This is a genomic window from Bacteroides sp. 1001136B_160425_E2 (assembly GCF_015559655.1).
Lineage (GTDB): Bacteria > Bacteroidota > Bacteroidia > Bacteroidales > Bacteroidaceae > Bacteroides > Bacteroides luhongzhouii.
The window spans coordinates 206,122-227,786 of the sequence record NZ_JADMQH010000006.1 but is presented as its reverse complement, the minus strand read 5'-3'; the positions used below and the strand labels follow the sequence as shown (position 1 = coordinate 227,786).

General features: G+C 40.5%; 14 protein-coding genes and 1 tRNA gene. 5 read left to right on the top strand and 10 right to left on the bottom strand.

What is annotated here, in order from left to right:
- Positions 1–11: 11 nt before the first annotated feature.
- The 3 genes from proS to I2I04_RS07975 form a co-directional block, all read right to left on the bottom strand.
- Positions 12–1,505 (bottom strand): proline--tRNA ligase, encoded by a 1,494-nt coding sequence (gene proS / locus I2I04_RS07985; protein ID WP_143260307.1) that lies wholly within the window; start codon positions 1,503–1,505, stop codon positions 12–14.
- Positions 1,506–1,675: 170 nt separating this feature from the next.
- Positions 1,676–2,104, bottom strand: coding sequence for a DUF2867 domain-containing protein (locus I2I04_RS07980; protein ID WP_195654749.1), 429 nt, complete (start codon positions 2,102–2,104; stop codon positions 1,676–1,678).
- Between the two features lie 126 nt (positions 2,105–2,230).
- Positions 2,231–2,303: transfer RNA gene (locus tag I2I04_RS07975), tRNA-Gly, on the bottom strand.
- A gap of 338 nt (positions 2,304–2,641) precedes the next feature.
- On the opposite strand from I2I04_RS07975, the gene I2I04_RS07970 reads away from it, so the two are divergent.
- The 5 genes from I2I04_RS07970 (at position 2,642) to I2I04_RS07950 (ending at position 11,637) form a co-directional block, all read left to right on the top strand.
- On the top strand, positions 2,642–4,054 hold the full coding sequence (locus I2I04_RS07970; RefSeq protein WP_143260305.1) for a TolC family protein: 1,413 nt from the start codon (positions 2,642–2,644) through the stop codon (positions 4,052–4,054).
- A gap of 6 nt (positions 4,055–4,060) precedes the next feature.
- Positions 4,061–5,047, top strand: coding sequence for an HlyD family secretion protein (locus tag I2I04_RS07965; RefSeq protein ID WP_195471350.1), 987 nt, complete (start codon positions 4,061–4,063; stop codon positions 5,045–5,047).
- 22 nt (positions 5,048–5,069) lie between these two features.
- Positions 5,070–6,254 (top strand): ABC transporter permease, encoded by a 1,185-nt coding sequence (locus tag I2I04_RS07960; RefSeq protein WP_195654748.1) that lies wholly within the window; start codon positions 5,070–5,072, stop codon positions 6,252–6,254.
- A complete protein-coding gene (locus I2I04_RS07955) occupies positions 6,238–7,422 on the top strand; it encodes an ABC transporter permease (RefSeq protein WP_195654747.1) in 1,185 nt (394 codons plus the stop codon). The genes I2I04_RS07960 and I2I04_RS07955 overlap by 17 nt, the downstream gene beginning before the upstream one ends.
- Before the next feature lie 228 nt (positions 7,423–7,650).
- Complete coding sequence (locus I2I04_RS07950; protein ID WP_195654746.1) at positions 7,651–11,637, top strand: two-component regulator propeller domain-containing protein; 3,987 nt, start codon at positions 7,651–7,653, stop codon at positions 11,635–11,637.
- 130 nt (positions 11,638–11,767) lie between these two features.
- Here the strand turns inward: I2I04_RS07950 and I2I04_RS07945 are convergent, their stop codons facing one another.
- The 7 genes from I2I04_RS07945 to I2I04_RS07915 all read right to left on the bottom strand — a co-directional run bounded on the left by I2I04_RS07945 (position 11,768) and on the right by I2I04_RS07915 (position 21,639).
- Complete coding sequence (locus tag I2I04_RS07945) at positions 11,768–12,280, bottom strand: ECF transporter S component (RefSeq protein ID WP_195471358.1); 513 nt, start codon at positions 12,278–12,280, stop codon at positions 11,768–11,770.
- Positions 12,281–12,294: 14 nt separating this feature from the next.
- Positions 12,295–14,184: a TonB-dependent receptor gene (locus tag I2I04_RS07940; protein ID WP_195654745.1), complete on the bottom strand. Its 1,890-nt coding sequence runs from the start codon at positions 14,182–14,184 to the stop codon at positions 12,295–12,297.
- A gap of 31 nt (positions 14,185–14,215) precedes the next feature.
- Complete coding sequence (locus tag I2I04_RS07935) at positions 14,216–14,635, bottom strand: DUF1893 domain-containing protein (RefSeq protein WP_195654744.1); 420 nt, start codon at positions 14,633–14,635, stop codon at positions 14,216–14,218.
- 8 nt (positions 14,636–14,643) lie between these two features.
- A complete protein-coding gene (locus I2I04_RS07930) occupies positions 14,644–16,047 on the bottom strand; it encodes an aldo/keto reductase (protein ID WP_195654743.1) in 1,404 nt (467 codons plus the stop codon).
- A gap of 19 nt (positions 16,048–16,066) precedes the next feature.
- Complete coding sequence (locus tag I2I04_RS07925) at positions 16,067–17,575, bottom strand: 4Fe-4S binding protein (RefSeq protein WP_195654742.1); 1,509 nt, start codon at positions 17,573–17,575, stop codon at positions 16,067–16,069.
- A 187-nt stretch (positions 17,576–17,762) separates the two neighbouring features.
- Positions 17,763–18,866, bottom strand: coding sequence for an MBL fold metallo-hydrolase (locus tag I2I04_RS07920; protein WP_195654774.1), 1,104 nt, complete (start codon positions 18,864–18,866; stop codon positions 17,763–17,765).
- Positions 18,867–19,014: 148 nt separating this feature from the next.
- Positions 19,015–21,639: a carboxypeptidase regulatory-like domain-containing protein gene (locus I2I04_RS07915; RefSeq protein WP_195654741.1), complete on the bottom strand. Its 2,625-nt coding sequence runs from the start codon at positions 21,637–21,639 to the stop codon at positions 19,015–19,017.
- Positions 21,640–21,665 lie beyond the last annotated feature (26 nt).

Below are 21,665 nucleotides of genomic sequence, written 5' to 3'. Positions count from 1 at the left end.
GCGGATTCTATTTAATAAGAACGTGCAAATATCACGCGGCAAGCAGATGGTTTACCTGTTACCATACATTTACCCGGTTCTTTATCTCCCGGAACAAATGACTCGAACGGAATACAACGAATGGTTGCTTTGGTTTCTTCCTTAATCTTTTCTTCTGTTTCAGTAGTTCCATCCCAATGAGCCAGAATAAATCCACCTTTTTCGATTTTTTCTTTAAATTCGTCGTAGGTGTCTACTGTTGTAATCTTGGAGTTGCGGTAGTCCAATGCTTTCTTGTAGATATTAGCCTGCATTTCTTCAAGCAAGTTCTGAACATACGTTTCAATGCCTTCACAAGTAATCGTTTCTTTTTCCAGTGTATCACGGCGCATCACTTCCATAGTGTTATTTTCAAGATCACGACCACCCATAACCAAACGAACAGGTACACCTTTCAATTCATAATCAGCGAATTTGAAGCCCGGACGTTTGTTATCTGCATTATCATATTTCACAGAGATACCCAATGCTTTCAACTTAGCTACAATGCCTTCTACTTTAGCATTGATTTGTTTCAGTTGTTCGTCATTCTTATAGATAGGAACGATCACTACCTGAATCGGAGCCAAATGTGGAGGTAATACCAAGCCGTTGTCATCCGAGTGAGTCATAATCAATGCACCCATCAAACGAGTAGAAACACCCCATGAAGTAGCCCAAACGTACTCCATCTTATTTTCTTTATTAACGAACTGAACATCAAATGCCTTTGCAAAGTTTTGTCCCAAGAAGTGGGAAGTACCACTTTGCAATGCTTTTCCGTCCTGCATCATGGCTTCTATTGTGTAAGTGTCAAGTGCGCCTGCAAAACGTTCATTGGCTGATTTCACTCCCTTTACAACAGGAACGGCCATATATTTTTCTGCAAATTCACCATATACATTCAACATTCTGATTGCTTCTTCCTCTGCTTCTTCGCGGGTAGCATGAGCGGTATGGCCCTCTTGCCACAGGAATTCGGCAGTACGCAGGAAAAGACGGGTACGCATTTCCCAACGGAAAACGTTAGCCCATTGGTTGCAGAGAATAGGCAGGTCACGGTATGACTGAATCCAGTTCTTATAAGTATTCCAGATGATTGTTTCTGATGTCGGACGGATAATTAATTCCTCTTCCAATTTAGCTGCAGGATCTACTACAACTCCTGAACCGTCTTCTGCATTCTTCAAGCGGTAATGTGTTACTACGGCACACTCTTTCGCAAACCCTTCTACGTGTTCTGCTTCGCGGCTTAAGAATGATTTCGGGATTAATAGCGGGAAATATGCATTTACGTGTCCTGTTTCTTTGAACATGTCGTCCAATTGACGTTGCATTTTCTCCCAGATAGCGTATCCGTAAGGCTTAATCACCATACATCCGCGCACGGCAGATTGTTCTGCCAAATCAGCTTTTACCACCAAATCGTTATACCACTGTGAGTAGTTTTCACTACGTTTGGTAAGGTCTTTCAGTTCTTTTGCCATTATATTTTTCTATTTAAAGTTTTCTTGAGTGTTAAAACAGGTTGCAAAAATACGAAAAATGCATGAACTGCCCTATTCTTCATGCATTAATTTTCTAAAGTCATGTGCTTCTATAGTACATATCTCATTTTTCATATTCGTTATATAATTGCATCCGCGACCATGCTTGTTCAGTATAGTGCCTTTTTGAGAACTAAAGGCACTATGACCCGATGAAAAGGTTTTATACAAAAGAAATAAGCTTTTCCTACCCGATTATGGTATTTTACTAGTGTGGTAACCTCAATCATTTGTTTTCCTGTTTCCAATGGTGTAATGAAAATATCAACATAAAACAGTAAATGTTTATCGTCTTTTCTTAGAATGGCTTCTTGCTTGTCTTCCTCTATAATAAGTTCTTCACTTTCAATAGCTTTAGTTTCTATACCGAAGGGTTTAACTAAACAGGCCCTTATTGCATACAACATTTGGAGCCAAGCGGGGTTATGAGCAAAGACTTTTAAAATAATATCTTTAGGAGACAGATAGTTTTCTGTAACTTCTATGGAAAAACTGTCACTGTAATCTACGGGGAGATATTTCTCTATTTTCTTAGCCATATTGGTTATTTGATTAGGTTTATTCTACAAATGTTTAGTTAGGTTTACTTCGAGATAAAACCATAGAAAAAGGGGGAAATAAAAAATCAGGCAGTTTATTTAAGATAACCACCTGATTTTCAAAAGAGCGGTAAACGAGGCTCGAACTCGCGACCTGCGGCTTGGGAAGCCGCCGCTCTACCAACTGAGCTATTACCGCGTATTTACTACATTTCTCGATTCAAAATATCTTGTGAAATGGTGATGCAAAGGTAAACATAATTTTTATATCTCAAATAAAATCGTAGAAATTTTAATGCAAGAAAAAAGTGATAGTTTTAGTCTCTAGCAAAATAAATAAGATTTAGAAACAAATAGATGCTTTATGAACTGTTGGGTAGCTTCCTTCTAAAGGAACGGAGCTTTTCATTTAAAAATAGAATATCTTATAAAAGAGTATTGAAACCCTCTTTTGTTGTATTGATATATTTTTTCTAATGAACAAACCTCTCTTTTCATCTGTTAGAATATCTCAAATTCAGATATAACCTAACCAGTATGAAAAAAAATAAGCGACTTTGTATACTATTGACTTTGTGTTTTTCCATCGGTCAGATAAATGCACAGACAGCATTAAGTTTCGAAGAATCACTGCATCTGTTGAATCAAGGAAATCAAAGTCTGAAAATAGCAGATAAGAGTATTGAGATTGCGAAGGCTGAACGTGATAAGTTGAATGCTTTCTGGTATCCCAGTCTTCAGTCTACAGGTGCGTTTGTACACATGTCGGAGAAGATCGAAGTCAAACAGCCTTTGTCGCAGTTTACTGATCCAGCTAAAGACTTTGTACATTCCATTATTCCGGATGACCAAATCATTTCGTCTATACTAGATCAAATTGGGGCAAATACCCTTATATTTCCTTTGACTCCAAGAAATTTGACAACTGTTGATTTATCAGCCGAGTGGGTACTCTTTTCCGGTGGTAAGCGTTTTCGTGCTACCAATATCGGAAGAACGATGGTCGATTTAGCACGAGAAAGCCGGGCACAGGTATCGGCTAACCAGCAAACCCTGTTGGTTGAAAGTTATTATGGGCTTCGGCTGGCACAACAAATAGTGACTGTTCGTGAAGAAACTTATAATGGATTGAAGAAACATTATGAAAATGCCTTGAAATTAGAAGCGGCAGGAATGATTGACAAAGCAGGCAGGCTTTTTGCCCAAGTAAATATGGACGAAGCCAAACGTGCATTGGAAGCTGCGCGGAAAGAAGAAACAGTAGTGCAAAGTGCTTTAAAAGTTTTGCTGAATAAAAAGGATACAGATAGCAATATCATTCCTACCTCTCCACTTTTTATGAATGATTCACTACCGCCTAAAATGCTTTTTGATCTTTCTGTAAACAGCGGTAACTATACACTCAACCAATTACAGTTACAACAACATATTGCCAAACAGGAAGTACGGATTGCTCAAAGCGGATATCTGCCGAATATAGCCCTTTTCGGAAAACAGACCTTGTATTCGCACGGTATTCAGAGTAATTTGTTGCCACGTACCATGGTAGGTATTGGCTTTACATGGAATCTCTTTGACGGACTGGATCGTGAAAAGAAAGTACGGCAATCGAAATTGACGGAACAAACACTGGCTTTAGGGCAGATGAAGGCTCGTGACGATTTGGCTGTTGGTGTAGATAAGCTTTATACGCAATTGGAAAAGGCACAGGATAATGTAAAAGCTTTAAATGCCACAATTGCTTTAAGCGAAGAACTGGTTCGTATCCGAAAGAAATCTTTCACAGAAGGAATGGCAACTTCTACTGAAGTTATTGATGCTGAAACCATGCTTGCCAGTGTAAAAGTAGCTCGCTTGGCAGCGTATTATGAATATGATGTGGCACTTATGAATCTGCTCTCGCTTTGTGGCACACCAGAACAATTTGCAAACTATCAACCTAAACCGTAACAAACAATGAAACCAACTAGTAAAACCCTATCATGGGCTTTTGTCATCATTCTTCTGGCTGTCGGTATTTTCACCGGCCTGGGAGTTATATTAATGCATAAACAGTCGCTGGTCCTGCAAGGGCAGGCTGAAGCAACAGAAATCCGTATCAGTGGAAAACTTCCCGGTCGTATCGATACTTTTTTCGTTCAGGAGGGTGATTGGGTACACCAGGGCGATACTCTTGTCGTTATTAATAGCCCTGAAGTACATGCCAAGTATCAACAAGTGAATGCATTGGAACAAGTAGCAGTACAGCAGAACAAGAAAATAGATGCCGGAACCCGTCGTCAGATTGTGGCTACCGCATTGCAGTTATGGAATAAAACGAAGAGTGATCTTACCCTCGCTCAAACAACTTATAACCGTATTCTCACTTTATATAAGGACAGTGTTGTCACTTCTCAAAGAAAGGATGAAGTGGAAGCGATGTATAAAGCGGCTGTAGCAGCCGAACGCGCCGCATATGAACAGTATCAGATGGCTGTAGATGGTGCACAGAAAGAAGATAAAGCATCAGCAGCCAGTATGGTGGATGCTGCGCGAAGCACGGTGGAAGAAGTTTCGGCCTTGCTGGTCGACTCCCGATTGACAGCTCCGGAAAGCGGACAAATAGCAACGATCTTTCCTAAACGCGGAGAATTGGTTGCACCGGGAACTCCCATTATGAACTTGGTGGTTATGGATGATATACATGTCGTTCTTAACGTACGGGAAGATCTGATGCCACAGTTTAAAATGGACGGAACATTCGTAGCAGATGTACCTGCCATCGGTAAAGAAAATATAGAGTTCAAAATCTATTATATAAGTCCGTTAGGTAGTTTTGCTACCTGGAAATCAACCAAGCAGACCGGAAGTTATGACCTACGTACATTTGAGATTCATGCGCGTCCGACCCAAAAAGTAGATGACTTGCGTCCCGGTATGTCCGTGTTATTGACTTTAGACTAATTGACATCAAATAAACCAAAGAATGGATGAATCGCAAACATATTCCCCTTTTCGTTCCGTATTGTTAAGAGAATGGCAGCGAATGACTTCGCGGCGCCTTTATTTTGGCGTCTGCATTGTCTTGCCGTTGTTCACCCTTTTCTTTATGGCTACTATTTTTGGCAACGGACAGATGGAAAATATTCCTATCGGTGTTGTCGATCAGGATAACACTGCTACTTCCCGGACTATTGCCAGGAATATCTCTGCTGTACCGACTTTTAAAGTAACAAAGCATTTTGCAAATGAAGCGGCTGCCCGTGAATCTGTACAAAAGAAAGAGATTTATGGTTATCTTTCCATACCTCCCCAATTTGAGCAAGATGCTATCACCGGAAAGGATGCAACACTCTCCTACTATTATCACTATGCATTATTGTCGGTAGGCGGTGAGTTGATGGCGGCATTCGAAACATCATTAGCTCCGGTGGCTCTTTCCCCTGTGGTGATGCAAGCCGTGGCTCTCGGAGTAGAACAGAATCAGATTACCACCTTTTTATTGCCAGTGCAGGCTAATAACCATCCGATATATAATCCAAGTTTGGATTATTCGGTATATTTGAGTCAGCCCTTTTTCTTTGTTTTGTTTCAAGTCTTGATCTTGTTGATTACTGTTTATACGGTCGGCATTGAAATTAAATTCCGTACAGCAAATGCTTGGTTGACGACTGCTAAAGGCAATATAGTAACTGCTGTTTTGGGCAAGTTATTGCCTTATACCATTATATATATTCTGATAGGGTGGTTAGCTAATTATGTTATGTTCGGTATCTTGCATATTCCTTTCCAGGGGAGTTGGTGGTTAATGAATATTATGACTGTGCTTTTCATCATTGCGACACAGGCTTTAGGGCTGTTTTTATTTTCGCTGTTTCCGGCAATTTCACTGGTGATAAGCGTAGTCTCTATGGTAGGTTCTTTGGGAGCTACCTTGTCCGGGGTGACCTTTCCGGTTCCCAATATGTATCCTTTGGTGAGGGATGCTTCCTACTTGTTTCCCGTCCGCCATTTTACGGAGATGATGCAAACCATGCTTTATGGAGGCGGTGGTTTTATTCATCTTTGGCCATCGGCTGTGATACTTTGTATCTTTCCGTTGCTGGCCCTATTGTTGCTTCCCCATTTAAAACGAGCTATAGAAAGTCATAAGTATGAAAACATTAAGTAAGTTACAACAGTTATCATTCATCATTCGTCGTGAATTTCTAGCTATCAGTACCAGTTATGCTGTTCTGCTTGTGTTGATGGGAGGAATCTTTGTCTACGGATTACTCTACAATTACATGTATGCACCGAATATTGTAACCGATGTTCCTGTTGCCGTAGTCGATAATTCGCATAGCGAATTGAGTCGTGATTTTATCCGTTGGCTGGATGCTACTCCCCAAGCAGAGATTTATAGTCAGGCGATGGACTATCACGAAGCAAAAGAATGGATGAAAGAAGGCAAAGTACAGGGAATTCTCTATTTGCCTCATGATTTTGAGAAGCGAGTGTTCCGGGGAGATGAAGCCGTATTTTCCCTTTATGCGACTACTGATGCTTTCCTGTATTTCGAAGCTTTGCAGGGGGCTTCATCACGTGTCATGCTAGCTATTAATGACAAATACAGGCTGGATGAAGCGGTATTTCTTCCACCACAAGGGTTGCTTGCCGTAGCTATGGCAAAACCGATCAATGTAGAAGGAACTGCACTTTACAATTACACGGAAGGCTATGGTTCCTATCTTATTCCCGCAGTTATGATGATTATAATCTTCCAAACTTTATTGATGGTTATTGGTATGCTGACTGGAGAAGAGCACAGTAGCAGAGGAATCCGCGTTTACTCTCCTTTTGGATATGGCTGGGGAGTTGCCATTCGTATAGTGGCGGGAAAAACATCCGTATACTGTGCTCTTTATGCTATTTTTGCTTTCTTTCTATTAGGTCTGCTCCCCCACTTTTTCAGCATTCCTAATATTGGGAACGGATTATACATTGTACTATTATTGATTCCATATCTGATGGCGACCTCTTTTCTAGGATTGGCAGCTTCCAGGTATTTTACGGATTCAGAAGCTCCCTTACTCATGATCGCCTTCTTCTCTGTAGGATTAATCTTTCTTTCCGGAGTTTCCTATCCGATGGAACTAATGCCTTGGTATTGGAAAGTTGCACATTACATTCTTCCGGCTGCACCGGGCACACTTGCCTTTGTGAAATTGAATTCTATGGGAGCCAGTATGGCGGATATCAGACCGGAATATATAACCCTTTGGATACAAGTACTTATTTATTTTATAATAAGTATATGGGTTTACAAGAAGAAACTGGAATCTGATCCGATTCATTAAATTAACAAAAACAAAACATGTGCTAATTATGACACATGATCAAAGAATACTTTCAAATAAATCAACTTCTCGATGTAAATAATCAATTTTGGAAATAAAAATGTTTCTAAATGAATGTTTTATCGGAGAATCTCTTCTATTTCTTTGCATTTTTCATTGCTTTTGTCTAGTTTCGTTAACTGTTATATTTATATGATTGTTAGAAGTAGTTTAAAAACAACTGTTTATATGAGATACATTATATACATCCTCCTCTTTTTTCCGATTTGGGTTACAGCACAGACATACAAATACATAGGAATAGAAGATGGTTTGAGTAACCGCCGGATATTCAATATTCAGAAAGATGCCCAAGGCTATATGTGGTTTCTTACGAATGAAGGCATGGACCGTTACAACGGTAAAGATATAAAACACTATAAATTAAATAAAGAAGGCACTACTTTGGATGCTCCCATACGCTTGGGATGGTTATATACAGAACCACATATCGGTATATGGGTGGTTGGCAAACAAGGACGAATCTTTCAATATGAAACCGACAGAGACGATTTCAAAATGGTATATAAATTACCGGATACCTCTGAAGCAATAAGTTGTGGTTATCTGGACCGCAATAATAATATCTGGTTATGTCGTAAAGACACTGTATTACTGTATAATATGAAAGACGCTCATGTAGTTCAATTTCCCAATGTGTTACACAGTAGCATTACGGCAATAGAACAAGTAGATGAGCACCATTTCTTTATAGCAACGGAGACGGGCGTACGATATGTCAAACTGGAAAATGGTGTTTTAGAGGCTATGCCTGTTGAAACACTGGACTATTTTCATGCACAGGTGAGCGAACTGTATTTCCACCGGCAATCAAAAAGATTGTTCATTGGTTCATTTGAAAGAGGAGTTTTTGTGTACGATATGAATACACAGGAAATTATACGTCCGGACGCTGATCTTAGTGATGTAAACATAGCTCGTATCAGCCCATTGAATGAAACAGAGTTATTGATTGCGACGGAAGGAATGGGAGTGTATAAAATTAATGTAAATACCTGTGAACTGGAAGATTACATTATTGCCAACTATCAGAGTTATAATGAAATGAATGGAAATAATATCAATGATGTTTTTGTAGATGAAGAAAAGCGGATATGGCTTGCCAACTATCCTACAGGAATTACGGTGATTGATAATCGCTATGAAAATTATCATTGGATGAAACATGCTATGGGTAATGCACAATCATTAATCAATGATCAGGTACAAGCGGTTATCGAAGATCATGAAGGTGATCTGTGGTTTGGAACTAGTAATGGTATTAGTCTTTATAATTCAAAAACAGGTCAGTGGCATTCATTTCTAAGCTCTTTTAATCATCAACTAAAGGACAAGAATCATATTTTTATTACTCTATGTGAAGTGTCTCCTGGTGTTATATGGGCAGGAGGATATACTTCCGGTATTTATAAAATAAACAAAAAAACTCTATCAGTTGAATATTTTTCTCCTTACCTTCTTTCTCATGTCAATATGCGTCCGGATAAATATATTCGTGATATAGTTAAAGATTCGAGAGGGTATATCTGGTCGGGAGGCTATTATAATCTAAAATGTTTTGATCTGGAGACTAACAATGCACGTTTATATCCGGGATTGAATTCCATTACATCAATTGTTGAAAAAGACAAAGATAATATGTGGATCGGAACTGCTATTGGGGTGTATTTATTGAATCGAAATACTGGTGAATATCAGTATATTGAAATGGAGATAGGCATTACTTATATTAATACGCTTTATCAGGCAGATAATGGGCTGTTATATATCGGGACAAATGGTATGGGAGTATTTATCTATAATCCTCAAAATATGACTTTCGAACATTATTTTTCTGATAATTCTGCTTTAGTTTCAAACAGAATATTTACAATATTGCCGGAAGTGGATGGACGTATAATGATGAGTACGGAGAACGGAATAACCTGTTTTTATACTAAAGAAAAGATATTTCGTAATTGGACCAAAGGAGAAGGCTTGTTGCCTGCATACTTTAACGCAGCAGCAGGAACGGTGCGTAAAAATAAAAACTTTGTATTCGGTAGTACGGATGGAGCAATTGAACTTCCGATGAATGTGAAATTCCCGGATTATAAGTTCTCCAGGTTGGTATTTAGCGACTTTCATCTGTCTTATCAACCTGTTTATCCGGGTGTCAAGGATTCCCCTTTACAGAAGAGTATTGATAGGACAGATGTATTAGAGCTGGCATATGATGAAAATACGTTTTCATTTGAAGTTTCTACAATCAATTATGATTCTCCCGGAAGTGCATTATATTCATGGAAATTAGAAGGGTTTTATGAGAAATGGACCCAACCGGGAGCAAATAATTTGATTCGTTTCACCAATTTGCCTCCGGGTAAATATACCCTTCATGTGCGTGCAGTATCTGGAGAAGAACATGACATTGTTTTTCAGGAACGTACTATGAAAATTATCATCACACAACCTTATTGGTCGAGTTGGTGGGCTATCCTGTGCTATATCCTATTGGTAATCGGGGGATTTTATTTTATTCTGCGTGTGATAAATCTAAGAAAGCAAAAGAATATATCTGATGAAAAAACGCAGTTCTTCATCAATACGGCCCATGATATACGTACTCCATTAACTTTAATAAAAGCACCTTTGGAGGAATTATTGGAAGAAGAGACGCTTACCGACAATGGAATAACCCGTACGAACATTGCATTGAGGAATGTGGAAGTTCTTTTACGACTGGTCAGCAATCTGATTAATTTTGAGCGAACAGATGTATATTCCTCTAAAATGAGTGTTTCCGAATATGAATTGAATACCTATATGAATGAAATATATGATTCATTCTCTTCTTATGCGGCCATTAGGCGTATTGAATATACATATGAGAGTACTTTCAGCTATATGAATGTATCGTTTGATAAGGAGAAGATGGATTCTATTTTGAAGAATATAATATCGAACTCGCTAAAATATACTCCGGAAAATGGAAAGGTCAGCATTTCCGTATCCGATACGAACGATTCATGGAAAGTGATAATCAAGGATACCGGTATAGGTATTCCTGCCAGTGAACAAAGTAAGTTGTTTAAACTTCATTTCCGTGCCAGCAATGCCATTAACTCTAAAGTGACGGGTAGTGGTATCGGATTGATGTTGGTAGGAAAACTGGTCAGCCTTCATGGAGGTAAAATTAGTGTGGAGAGTGTTGAGCATCAAGGTACGACAATCAAAATTGTTTTTCCGAAAAAGAATAAGACCTCTGAAAGTATCAGTGATGAAGCACCCTCTAAGTTTGAAGCGTTGGCTCCTGTACTGCCCGCTCCGAATGTTCCGGCAAAGACAACCGTTACGATAGATGATCCGAATTTGCGACGGATTCTTGTTGTAGAAGACAATGATGAGTTACGCTCTTATCTGGTCAGCTCATTATCTTCTATATATAATGTACAAGCTTGCGCTAATGGAAAGGAAGCATTGATTATTATCAAAGAATTTTGGCCGGAACTGGTTCTTTCTGATATCATGATGCCGGAAATGCGGGGAGATGAATTGTGTGTTGCTATCAAAAGTGATATTGAGATTTCACATATTCCTGTGTTGTTGCTCACAGCTTTAGGGGAAGAAAACAATATTCTGGATGGACTGTCGATTGGCGCGGACGAATATCTCATCAAACCTTTCAGCGTGAAAATATTACGGGCGAATATCGCCAATTTATTGGCAAATCGGGAGCTGTTGCGTATGAGATATGCTAATCTGGATATAGAAGTGAAATCAATGGTTCCGTCTGCAAACGGTACCAACAGTCTTGATTGGAAGTTTATATCAAATGCAAAGAAAATTGTGGACGAGAATATAAATAATCCGGAATTTTCCGTTGATATACTTTGCGAATCAAGCGGCATGAGCCGTACCAGTTTTTATTGTAAGTTGAAAGCGTTGACAGGACAGTCTCCGACTGAATTTATCCGGGTGATGCGTTTGAAACGTGCTACACAGTTGTTGAAAGAGGGCGGATATGCTATCAATGAAATTTCAGACATGGTTGGATTTTCTGATACTAAATATTTCCGGGAAGTATTCAAAAAATACTATAAAATGAGTCCGAGCAGATATGCTAAAGAAGGAGGAAATCCCACTGTTGATCTGGAAGCTGACGAAGAAGATTGATCAATAAAAAGCGAATAGATAAGTTTTATTTTAAAAAGTTCTCCTCCATTATAATATCTATAACAGAGGAGAACTTTTTTTCTTTAAGAATTATATTTTCTTCTTGGAAAAGTGGTTATTAACCAGAATGTTATTTGCGAATCAAATATCGAATGAATAAATAACCTCCGAATACTTGCAGACACATTCCGGGAATTCCAATACGGAAATCCTGAATGGCATTGTAGAAATTACCTATATATATCCACTCTCCCAATGTTCCTACAACTTGATAAGTAAGTACCACGCCAACCAATACCGGTATGGAAATACGTCCGAAGTGTTGTGTAGCCCAACCGGCGGCAATGGCGAGTAATACCGATTTTAATAAAATTGCAGGCAATACGACCGGCATCGGCATACCAAAGAGCAAGGAGTTGATAATAGGTGAAAGAACAGCGGTCAACAGCCCCACCTTCCAACCATACTTGGCAGCTCCGATCAGCGTGAAGAAATAAATAGGCAACCAGGTTATTCCTCCTTGAGGTATGAGATGAAAAAATTGGGGAAAAAGAATGTTGCCAATGATGAATAACAAGGCTGCCAAATAAGTTTTCACATCGCTATAGTTCAGCGAATAGAGTTTTACAGTAGTCGATTCCATATTCGTTTTATTATTTAAAAGTTCAAATTAATACCACCCATAAACGTGGCTTTAGGCATGGGATAACCTGCATTTATTTCATAGCGTTGCGCCAGCAGGTTTTCTCCTTTCACAAAAAGATTAGCGAAACGACAGAGACGATAATTTCCCCGAAGGTTCCATAAGACAAAACTATCTTGTTGTTCGTTGTTTAATATTACAGAAGTATAAAGTCCCTTCACATATTGTATACCCGTTGATACACTCCAACGTCCGGAAGTATAATCGAGGCCTGCATACAATTTATGTTCGGGAGCAGCAAGAACAGGATTTTCCATGTGAAGCCAGCTATAATTGGCATTGACATTCCAATGTGAATTTATGCGATAACCAATGTTGGTTTCCATACCCCAGTTTTCTATTTCGCCGGAATTAATATTCAATGGAGGAACCAAACCGTTTGACATAATCACATTATCCCCATTGATATAATAAAGGTTGACTCCGTAGGATAACGCGCCTTCCAACAGACGTTGTGAGTATGAAAGTTCGTAACTTATCAGTTTCTCCGGTTTTAGTTCCGGATTGGCAGGAGGAAACATATACATTTCACGAATTGTCGGATTACGGTATCCTTTGCTAACCATTGCTTTAAGTTCCCCATTCTTCGGTAAATGAAAGGCCAATCCACCTTGTGGAATCCATTCAGTACCTACATGCGAATGATGGTCTACACGAATACCTGCGTCCAGTGAGAACCAACTGCTGATATCCTGACGGAAATCAACGTATCCGGCAAATTCATCCATTTGCTTGTCTACTCCCGGAGTATGTTCACCTGTAGCTATAACCTTGTTCCACGATTCACCTCCAAAGTGCTGATAATCCATTCCTATGGTCAAACGGTTGCCGGTAAAGAGAGTGGCACTTTGATACCACGATACCCCCAGCATCTTATCTTTGGAGTTGAAATGTGACTTTTGCGGTTCTTTTCCTATCTGATAACCATCATTGATTTTATGCCGTCCCCAGTTATAGAAAAAGCTCAAAGCCCCCGAAGTCTTCTCATAATGATTCTCTAAAGCAAACGAAGTCATTCCACGAGTGATGCGTGAATCGTTGTCGATTAATGGTACCTGAATAGTCCCCGGATTAGAAGCATTAAAGTGAGTCACGTTTACATCTCCCCATAACTTCCAGAAAGAGCTGATATCATAGCCTAATTTTGCATATCCACCATATTGCTCGAACTTCATATCGGGGCGATGTCCGTCCGTACGATTATAGGAGCCGGTTACGACACTACTGAAACGTCCCTTTTTGACACGGTTGGAAAATTCAGTCTGTAATGTGTTGTATGAGCCGTATCCCACTTGCATATTTGTCTTTACGCCTTCTTCCTGTTCCTTGCGGGTGACAATATTAATCACTCCACCCATTGCATTCGAACCATAAAGCACGGATGCGGGGCCTCGTAACACTTCTACTTTCTCCGCCATCATAGATTGGTAAGCATCCGCTATCGGATGTCCCATCAACCCCATATACTGTGGATGACCATCAATCAATACCAATAATCCTGCTGTCGGACTACCACCGATACCTCGCAGACTCATGCCTCCCGCAGCTCCGCCGGATACACCGTACCCCATGACGCCACGACTGGTAGTGAATAATCCCGGCACCTGCTCCGTCAATAACGGCAACAGAGAAGGTTCATATCTTTTCTCAATCTGTTGTCTACTGACTACGGAAATCGTCATCGGAAGATGACGTACATCTGTCTCATTACGTGTCCCGGTGACTACAACTTCATCAATCACATAATTTCTTCCGACCTGTGTACTGTCTCTCTTAGTTTGTGCCATTCCCGAGAGGGAAAGCAAACTACCGAACAGGAATAAACAGGCTGTATTTCTTCTCATACTTTATTTCGTGTTTCAGTTATCTCTTTTTTTACTTCCTACTTCTGATTTTTTCCAGGAAATCGCGGATCAGCGGTAATATTTCTTCTGCTGATTCCACTTCGCTACACATTGTTTCTACAGGACATACTCCCGTACGATCGCGGTTCCGGATAAAAGCAACTTCCTGCGCAAAATCAACTTTCACATTTGATTTCCGGAATAGCTCCAAAGCCTTAGTACTGATAATATCCGTATATAATTCCTTTATACCACCCAGAATCATCAAGGCGGCAGCTCCCTTACCAACCACTTTATCGGCAATCAAAGCTCCTTTAAGGAATTCCGGTTCCTGTGTTAGCAAATCATAGAGATCGGCTACGCCGCGTTGAGTGAAAGTGCGGATTTTTCCTTCGTTGGCAATGGTACAGGAATATCCTCTCGTATGTAATAGATTGATTAATTCTTCCATCGTTTCTTTTATAAAGTACCTTGTTTCAATTGTTCTACAAACAGGTCTATCCGGTGCAGTTCTTTCGGAATATCAATGTTTTGCGGGCAATGAGCCACACACTGATTGCAACCGATGCAATGACTTGCCTGTCGAAGTTTGGGCACGCTACGGTCATATCCGACAAGAAAAGCGCGTCGGGCTTTCGCATAATTTTCATCCTGTCCGCTTCTGGCGACATTACCTTCATTGACACAACGGTTGTAATGTAATAATACAGCAGGTATATCCAGCCCATACGGACATGGCATACAATATTTGCAGTCGTTGCAAGGGATAGTAGGATACTTCAGCATTAATTGTGCCGTTTCTTCGAGGAATTCTTTTTCCTCCTCTGTCAACGGTTCCAAAGGAGAATAAGTGCGAAGATTATCCTGCAGATGCTCCATGTAAGTCATACCACTTAATACAGTCAAAATATCCGGGAATGAACCGGCAAAACGGAAAGCCCAGGAAGCGACACTGTTTTCCGGACGACGTTGTTTGAGCCGTGCCACCAGATTATCATTCAGCTTGGATAAACGTCCTCCCAAAAGTGGTTCCATAATGATGGCAGGAATCCCCCGTTTGGTCAGTTCGCCATAGAGATATTCCGCATCCGTATTTCGAGTATTGGTCTCTTTGGCATGTTTCCAGTCTACATAATTGAGTTGTATTTGTACAAAATCCCATTTAAATTCATCGTGTCGTGAGAGCAGATAATCATATACCTCAATATCACCATGGTAAGAAAATCCGAGATTCCGGATACGTCCGGCTTCACGCTCTTTAACCAGAAAATCAAGTATTCCGTTATCCAGGTATCGTCCTTTAAGGGCTTCCATTCCTCCCATGCCGATGCCGTGGAGCAACATATAATCAATGTAGTCGACTTGTAGCTCCGTAAACGATTTGTGGTACATCTTGAGCGAGGCTTCGCGAGACCATGTATCAGGAGAGAAATTAGACAATTTGGTAGCGATGTAATATTTATCACGGGGATGGCGACTCAATGCAATACCTGTTGCCTTTTCGGAAAATCCTTGTACATACGCCGGAGATGTATCGAAATAGTTTACTCCATGAGCGATTGCATAATCTATCAATCCATTGACGGCATCCTGGTCGATAACCTCACCATTACCGTCGGGAGCAGGTTTGAGCGGCCAACGCATACAACCATATCCCAAAAGCGAAACACGGTCACCGGTGGTTGGAGATGTGCGGTAAGTCATTTTATCGGTGGGCACCTCTCCTTCTCCTGTCGCGCTACTTGAAGAAGTAGTCCCCTTTGAAGAGCATCCGTATAGCAGACCTGTCGATGTGGCTGTACTGATACCTACGATCTTAATAAAATCTCTTCTATTTATATCTTTTTTATTTTTTTCTTCCATAATCTTATACTGATTTAGATCAAATAATTCTGTGCATCTGATGTCCGCTCACATAAATGGCACTAAAAGGACGGGATGGACAAAGGTTTTCACACGCTCCACAACCAATGCATTTTTCTACATTCACTACCGGAATCTTCAGAGAATCCGCTTTGTCAGGATCGGAAGCCACCATTTGTATGGCACCTGTCGGGCAATGGCGGGCACAGTTGCCACACTCCATTCCATCCGTCAAAGGCACACAGTTCTCTTTAATCCATACGGCATGTCCGATCTGAATAGCCGATTTCTCGGCAAGACTGGTCAAATGAATGGCACCAGCCGGACAAACCTCCGAACACTTGGTACATTCGGGACGGCAATACCCGCGTTCATACGACATCTCCGGTTGCATCAACGTCATCAGATTGTCTGAAGGACGCAACACCTGGTTGGGGCAAACAGATACACATAATTGGCAGGCCGTGCAATGTTGAGTGAAATTACGTGCGCTTAATGCACCGGGAGGATAAATCGGATTTTCTCTGTTCGGGATCTTCTTATCCTCAATAGTGGCTAACCCGCCGTCCACTTTCTTTTCCTGTGCTTTCAGGACAGAAGTTGTCGCTAAGATAGCTGATGCTGAAAGGAAACTGCGGCGGGTATTATCAATCTGTTCGGTAGTGACAGACTTTGCTTTCATATCTTCGCTTGTAGCTGTTTCGTTTTTTGGTATCCGTCGAGAGTATTTGATGGCTCCATGCTTACACTTTCCGATGCAATCCATACAAGTCACACAACGACTATAATCAATTTCATGAGCTTTTGAATTGATACACGATGCTTTGCAATTACGGGCACATAAACCGCAACTATTGCATTTGGAAGTATCAATCACCGGTTTGAATATCGCATATTTGGATATAAATCCCAATACAGTACCCACCGGACAGATGGTATTGCAATACGTCCGTCCATTACGCCACGCCAGAATGAAAAGGACAATGAGAGTAACAACGGCAATAATCAGCGTTGGAAGGCTCTTCATCCATACATCTACCTCATAAAAAGCATAACTATCCATTCGTTCGGCAAAGTATGCCAACAGGTTGTTTCCCCATTGCCAAACCGGCGCGAAAAGGCTGGAAGCTATCCGTCCATAAGCACTATACGGAGCCAGCAAGATGGCCAAAGAATTCAGCCCTGCAACCATCATTATAATGAACACGCCTAAAACGCCATACCTCAACCACTTCATTGCCGGTGAATAGCGGAATCGGTTTTTCTTTTGCTTACCGGATATCCACGAAACGATGTCCTGAAACACTCCCAGCGGACAGATAACGGAGCAATAGATACGCCCGAACAGGAATGTAAGCACAACTAAAAACAATACGACACCTATATTCAAGGCTAATAAAGCCGGCAGAAATTGAATTTTCGCCAACCATCCGAACCATGTGTGCAATGTACCCGTGAAGTCGAGAAAAAGCAGGGTAATAAGCGTAAAGCACACAATAGCGGCTGAAAGTCTAATAGTACGTAGCATAAACTTTTTAATTTTCAATTTATAGTAGTTATCTCTAAATGTCCAAAACAGTCTGGATTGAACCTGATGTATTTCAACGTTGCAAATTTAATCAGGGAAATTTGTTTTTCAACTATACAGATTACAGAATGTTTTACCAATTTTACTGATAATAGAAAAGAAACGTTTAACCGTATCGGGTAAAGAACTATTTTTCTAATGTCACGACCTCTCCGATCTCCGGAATCAATACATTCAGGGAATCTTTATTCTTCATCTCTTCTGCATTCTTCAAAGGCTCGTCCCAGCGATGTTTGGCTAACGCATATTTAGAATGATGTACGGTCAGGACTTTCTTCGCTTTTAAGTCTCTGGCTGTCTGTGCCATATATTGGGGCATGAGATGAATTAAGCTCCACTCTTCGTTATATTGCCCGTTTTCAAGGATTGCAAGGTCGATATCGGGGAAACGGTTGCCTATTTCCGCATAATGCGTATCATATCCTCCGTCTCCGCCAATGTATATCTTTTGTGAAGGAGCTTCCAACAGGAAAGAAGCCCAAAGTGATTGGTTGGCAGTAAGTCCGCGGCCGGAGAAATGACGGGCTGGCAAACAATGTATCATAAAACCGGGAGCAAGACGTGCATCTTCATTCCAGTCAAGTTCTACTATACGCTCTTTGTCGAATCCCCAGTATTCAAAATGTTCACCGACACCCAACGGGCAAATTACTGCTCCAATCCGGTCTTGTAGTTTTTTGACCGTGTTGTAATCCAAATGATCCCAATGATCGTGACTAATCACCAGATAATCAATCTCCGGCATATCATCCGGTGTATAAAGTTCCGTACCTTTGAAGGGCTTGTTGACAAAAGATACGGGAGAAGCGATACAGAATACCGGATCAACCAATATTCGCTTTCCCCCCGTTTGAATAAGATAAGATGAGTGTCCGAACCATACCAATATTTCTTCATTACGGTCAATCTTTCGTAAATCCGTCTTTATTGTTTTGACGGCCTGTTCGGGACGCAGACCATCTATCTTTCTGAAAATGAACTCCCAGATTCCCCTAAAACGCCCCTTATCGGAAGTCATCAATAGGGTCTCGTGCAGGTTTTTAAATTCTCCGTTTCTATAATTAGGAGATTTCATGACTCTCTCCAGCCGTTCCCCGCGAGGAGTTCTGCCGAAGCTGGGTTGATTGATAAAAACAATGACTGACACAGCCAGCAACGCTATTACAGCTAATATACATCCTACAATCATACGTGTTTTGAATTTCTTGAATATAATACGCATATAGTTAATAACTAAATTATTTCACGCAGCAAATATACAGGTATTCAGGGAGCTCGTTAGTATATAGATTACAGATTGTTATACCATAATTACTGAAAGCAGTTGTCTGTTGGGTGTCAGTCTATTGTGTGAACAAACCTTTTTCTTATTCAGTTCTTTAGAAATAAATTTTGTAGCTGATGTTCGGGATCAATCCCGATCCGTCTTTTTCTTCTACTACACTTGTTCTTTCATTGTATTCATAGAAATGCATTCCGGTGCGCATACCTACATTCAGTATCTTTAGAGAGAACTCATGAGACACTCTTTTCTTATTGATTCGGAAGCTGATAGAGACATCACCGTTGATGGAAGGATTGAATCGTTTGGTATATGCCTTGCTTTCGTCAAAAACGATGTCGCGTTCTTCCTGGCTTTTTTCTTCATCCACAGGAGTATAGCGTCCTCCTCCTTGAAAAAACAGGCGTCCGTTTATACTTAATACATTTTGTTTGAGCCTGCCGACCATCCATTCTTTTCCGGCGAGCAAGTTCACTAAATAACTTTTGTCCAGTCTTGTATTTCGCCAGATACGGTCTCCTCCCCTATACTTCGACTTGAATAATGAACCTGTAATCATATAGTAGAAACCATTTTTCATGTACTGCTCCAATGTTATATCTATTCCATAGTTTTTCGCTGTTCCGGTGCTTGTCAGGATCCGGTCTAAATAGAATTCTTCGTAATTAATAATCGAAAAAGAAGAATTCTTTTCCACCGGTATATGGAACAGGTGTTGATAATAGGGTTCTATTTTCAGATGCAGACTCTGATTGATATTCCAGTCATAAGTAAATCCGAAATGATGTGCTTTAGAAAAATCCAAGTATCGGTTTGACTCCTTTTTACCATTGATTACCTGTTCAACAAAGTAATAATCGAGCCTTTCCCTATGGCTATGCAAACCGTAAGCTACTGCTAAAGAGTGTGCAGGATTTATTTCCCATTTGAGCGCGACTCTCGGTTCTATCGACCAGTTCTTGTTTAAAGTAAAGTATTGTCCGGTAACTCCCAAACTGGTTGTCAGGTTATTGCTCAAATTGATTACCGAACTGCTATACGCCGAAAGAACTGTACTTTCTCCACTACCTCTCGAAAGCTGCTCCATTGGTTGGTTTAATCCAAAAGAAGGACTGACTTTATAATCAAGATCATATTTAAGTTCCGTAATGGTAATCCCTGTTCTATTGGTATGCCTCGAACTGAATTTCTTGTTCAGATAAGAATTGAACACAAAATTCCATCTGCTGTTTTGAATATCTCCCACTTGTACAATGGTTCCATCGTCAGTCTGTAAGTCGACTAGTGAATGATCTTTAGAATAGGTTGCAGATAGAGAAGAACGGATATAGGTATTTTCATTAATTACATATTTATGAGTTAACCCGCCTGCCAGTTTATCCAATTTGTTAGATCCCGACGATCGGTCTCCCATTGTTTCCCATTCGGAACGATCCAAAGCCTCTGCCTTGTTCCTGTCGATCAATCCTAATCCCCAGATCGAGAAGGTTCCGGCTTTACGTGTGGGAAAATTCAGTTTAAAGGCTAAATCCTGATATTTCAGGTTAATGTCATTGCCCGATGCCAGTGAAGTGGTGGAAAAACGGTAATTAACCAGGTAGGAACTTCCCCGCTTTTTATTGATAGGACCTTCCGAAGCCAAATCTATCCCCATAAGTCCAACCTGAAAAGCGTGTTCGTACTTCTGATTATTACCATTTCGCAGATGCATATCAAAAACTCCTGATAAGGCATTGCTGTATTCTGCGGGGAAAGCTCCGTTGTAGAAATCGGAGTTGCCGATGACTTGCGTACTCAAACCAGACAGGAATCCTCCCCCCAAGCCTGATAAATCGGCAAAATGGGTAGGATTAGGTATTTCAATTCCCTCCAGTCTCCATTGGGTAAATTGTGGAGCGTTTCCCCGAATGGCAACCGCATTGGTGCCAACATCTCCCGCTACTCCTGCAAATGCAGAACTCAACCGTGCAGGATCGTCAAAGCCATTGGCAAATCGTGACGCTTCTTCGATACTAATCATACGTCCTCCTGTGATGGTCATCGGGTTGACAGTCCGGTCTTTTTTTATTTCCGGTTTGACAAGCACTTCAGCCAAATCCTGCACATTTTCATCCATGGGAATCTCTACAAATACTTCTTTGGATGAAGTGACAGATACTTCGGTGATGATACTTGAGCGATACCCCATGAAAGTTGCCTGAATATTATAACGTCCTACCGGGACATTATTAATTCGGAAATTTCCCCGTTCGTCAGTCGAACCTCCCCGTGAGGGATCTTCTGTTATACATACGGAGGCATATTCTATCGGTGTATTGGTTTTGGAATCAACAACGATTCCTCTTATGGTTTGAGTCAGCTTTTGTGTATCATTGTTGGCGGGCCTTTGCTTGTTATCCTGCAAAGAGATAATAATATGATATCCTTTTATTTTATATGCATATCCCGTTCCTTTCAATAGTTGGATCATAGCTTTGTCGACAGCTACATTTTTGAGAGATAAAGATTGCTTCTTTTCGATATCCAGCTTCGATTGTTCATAAGCGATGCTATATCCGGTTTGTGTCTCTATTTGTGCAAAAGCCTCTTTTAATGAGATATTTTTATTTTGTATGGTAATCTTTTTTTCTTTATTCTGTGCAACAGTTGTAAGAGAGAGAAAAGTAAAAAATAAAAAAATGGCGAGCTTAGCTGCCCGTTTCTTCGTATTTATTCGATTCATTATTCTATATTTGTATGTTGATACTT

What these genes read in the sequence shown, in the direction of transcription:
- I2I04_RS07950 (WP_195654746.1), top strand. Translation starts at nt 7,651, where the DNA reads ATGAGATACATTATATACATCCTCCTCTTTTTTCCGATTTGGGTTACA.
- I2I04_RS07960 (WP_195654748.1), top strand. Translation starts at nt 5,070, where the DNA reads ATGGATGAATCGCAAACATATTCCCCTTTTCGTTCCGTATTGTTAAGA.
- I2I04_RS07925 (WP_195654742.1), bottom strand. Translation starts at nt 17,575, where the DNA reads ATGCTACGTACTATTAGACTTTCAGCCGCTATTGTGTGCTTTACGCTT.
- I2I04_RS07945 (WP_195471358.1), bottom strand. Translation starts at nt 12,280, where the DNA reads ATGGAATCGACTACTGTAAAACTCTATTCGCTGAACTATAGCGATGTG.
- I2I04_RS07915 (WP_195654741.1), bottom strand. Translation starts at nt 21,639, where the DNA reads ATGAATCGAATAAATACGAAGAAACGGGCAGCTAAGCTCGCCATTTTT.
- proS (WP_143260307.1), bottom strand. Translation starts at nt 1,505, where the DNA reads ATGGCAAAAGAACTGAAAGACCTTACCAAACGTAGTGAAAACTACTCA.
- I2I04_RS07965 (WP_195471350.1), top strand. Translation starts at nt 4,061, where the DNA reads ATGAAACCAACTAGTAAAACCCTATCATGGGCTTTTGTCATCATTCTT.
- I2I04_RS07940 (WP_195654745.1), bottom strand. Translation starts at nt 14,184, where the DNA reads ATGAGAAGAAATACAGCCTGTTTATTCCTGTTCGGTAGTTTGCTTTCC.
- I2I04_RS07970 (WP_143260305.1), top strand. Translation starts at nt 2,642, where the DNA reads ATGAAAAAAAATAAGCGACTTTGTATACTATTGACTTTGTGTTTTTCC.
- I2I04_RS07980 (WP_195654749.1), bottom strand. Translation starts at nt 2,104, where the DNA reads ATGGCTAAGAAAATAGAGAAATATCTCCCCGTAGATTACAGTGACAGT.
- I2I04_RS07955 (WP_195654747.1), top strand. Translation starts at nt 6,238, where the DNA reads ATGAAAACATTAAGTAAGTTACAACAGTTATCATTCATCATTCGTCGT.
- I2I04_RS07935 (WP_195654744.1), bottom strand. Translation starts at nt 14,635, where the DNA reads ATGGAAGAATTAATCAATCTATTACATACGAGAGGATATTCCTGTACC.
- I2I04_RS07930 (WP_195654743.1), bottom strand. Translation starts at nt 16,047, where the DNA reads ATGGAAGAAAAAAATAAAAAAGATATAAATAGAAGAGATTTTATTAAG.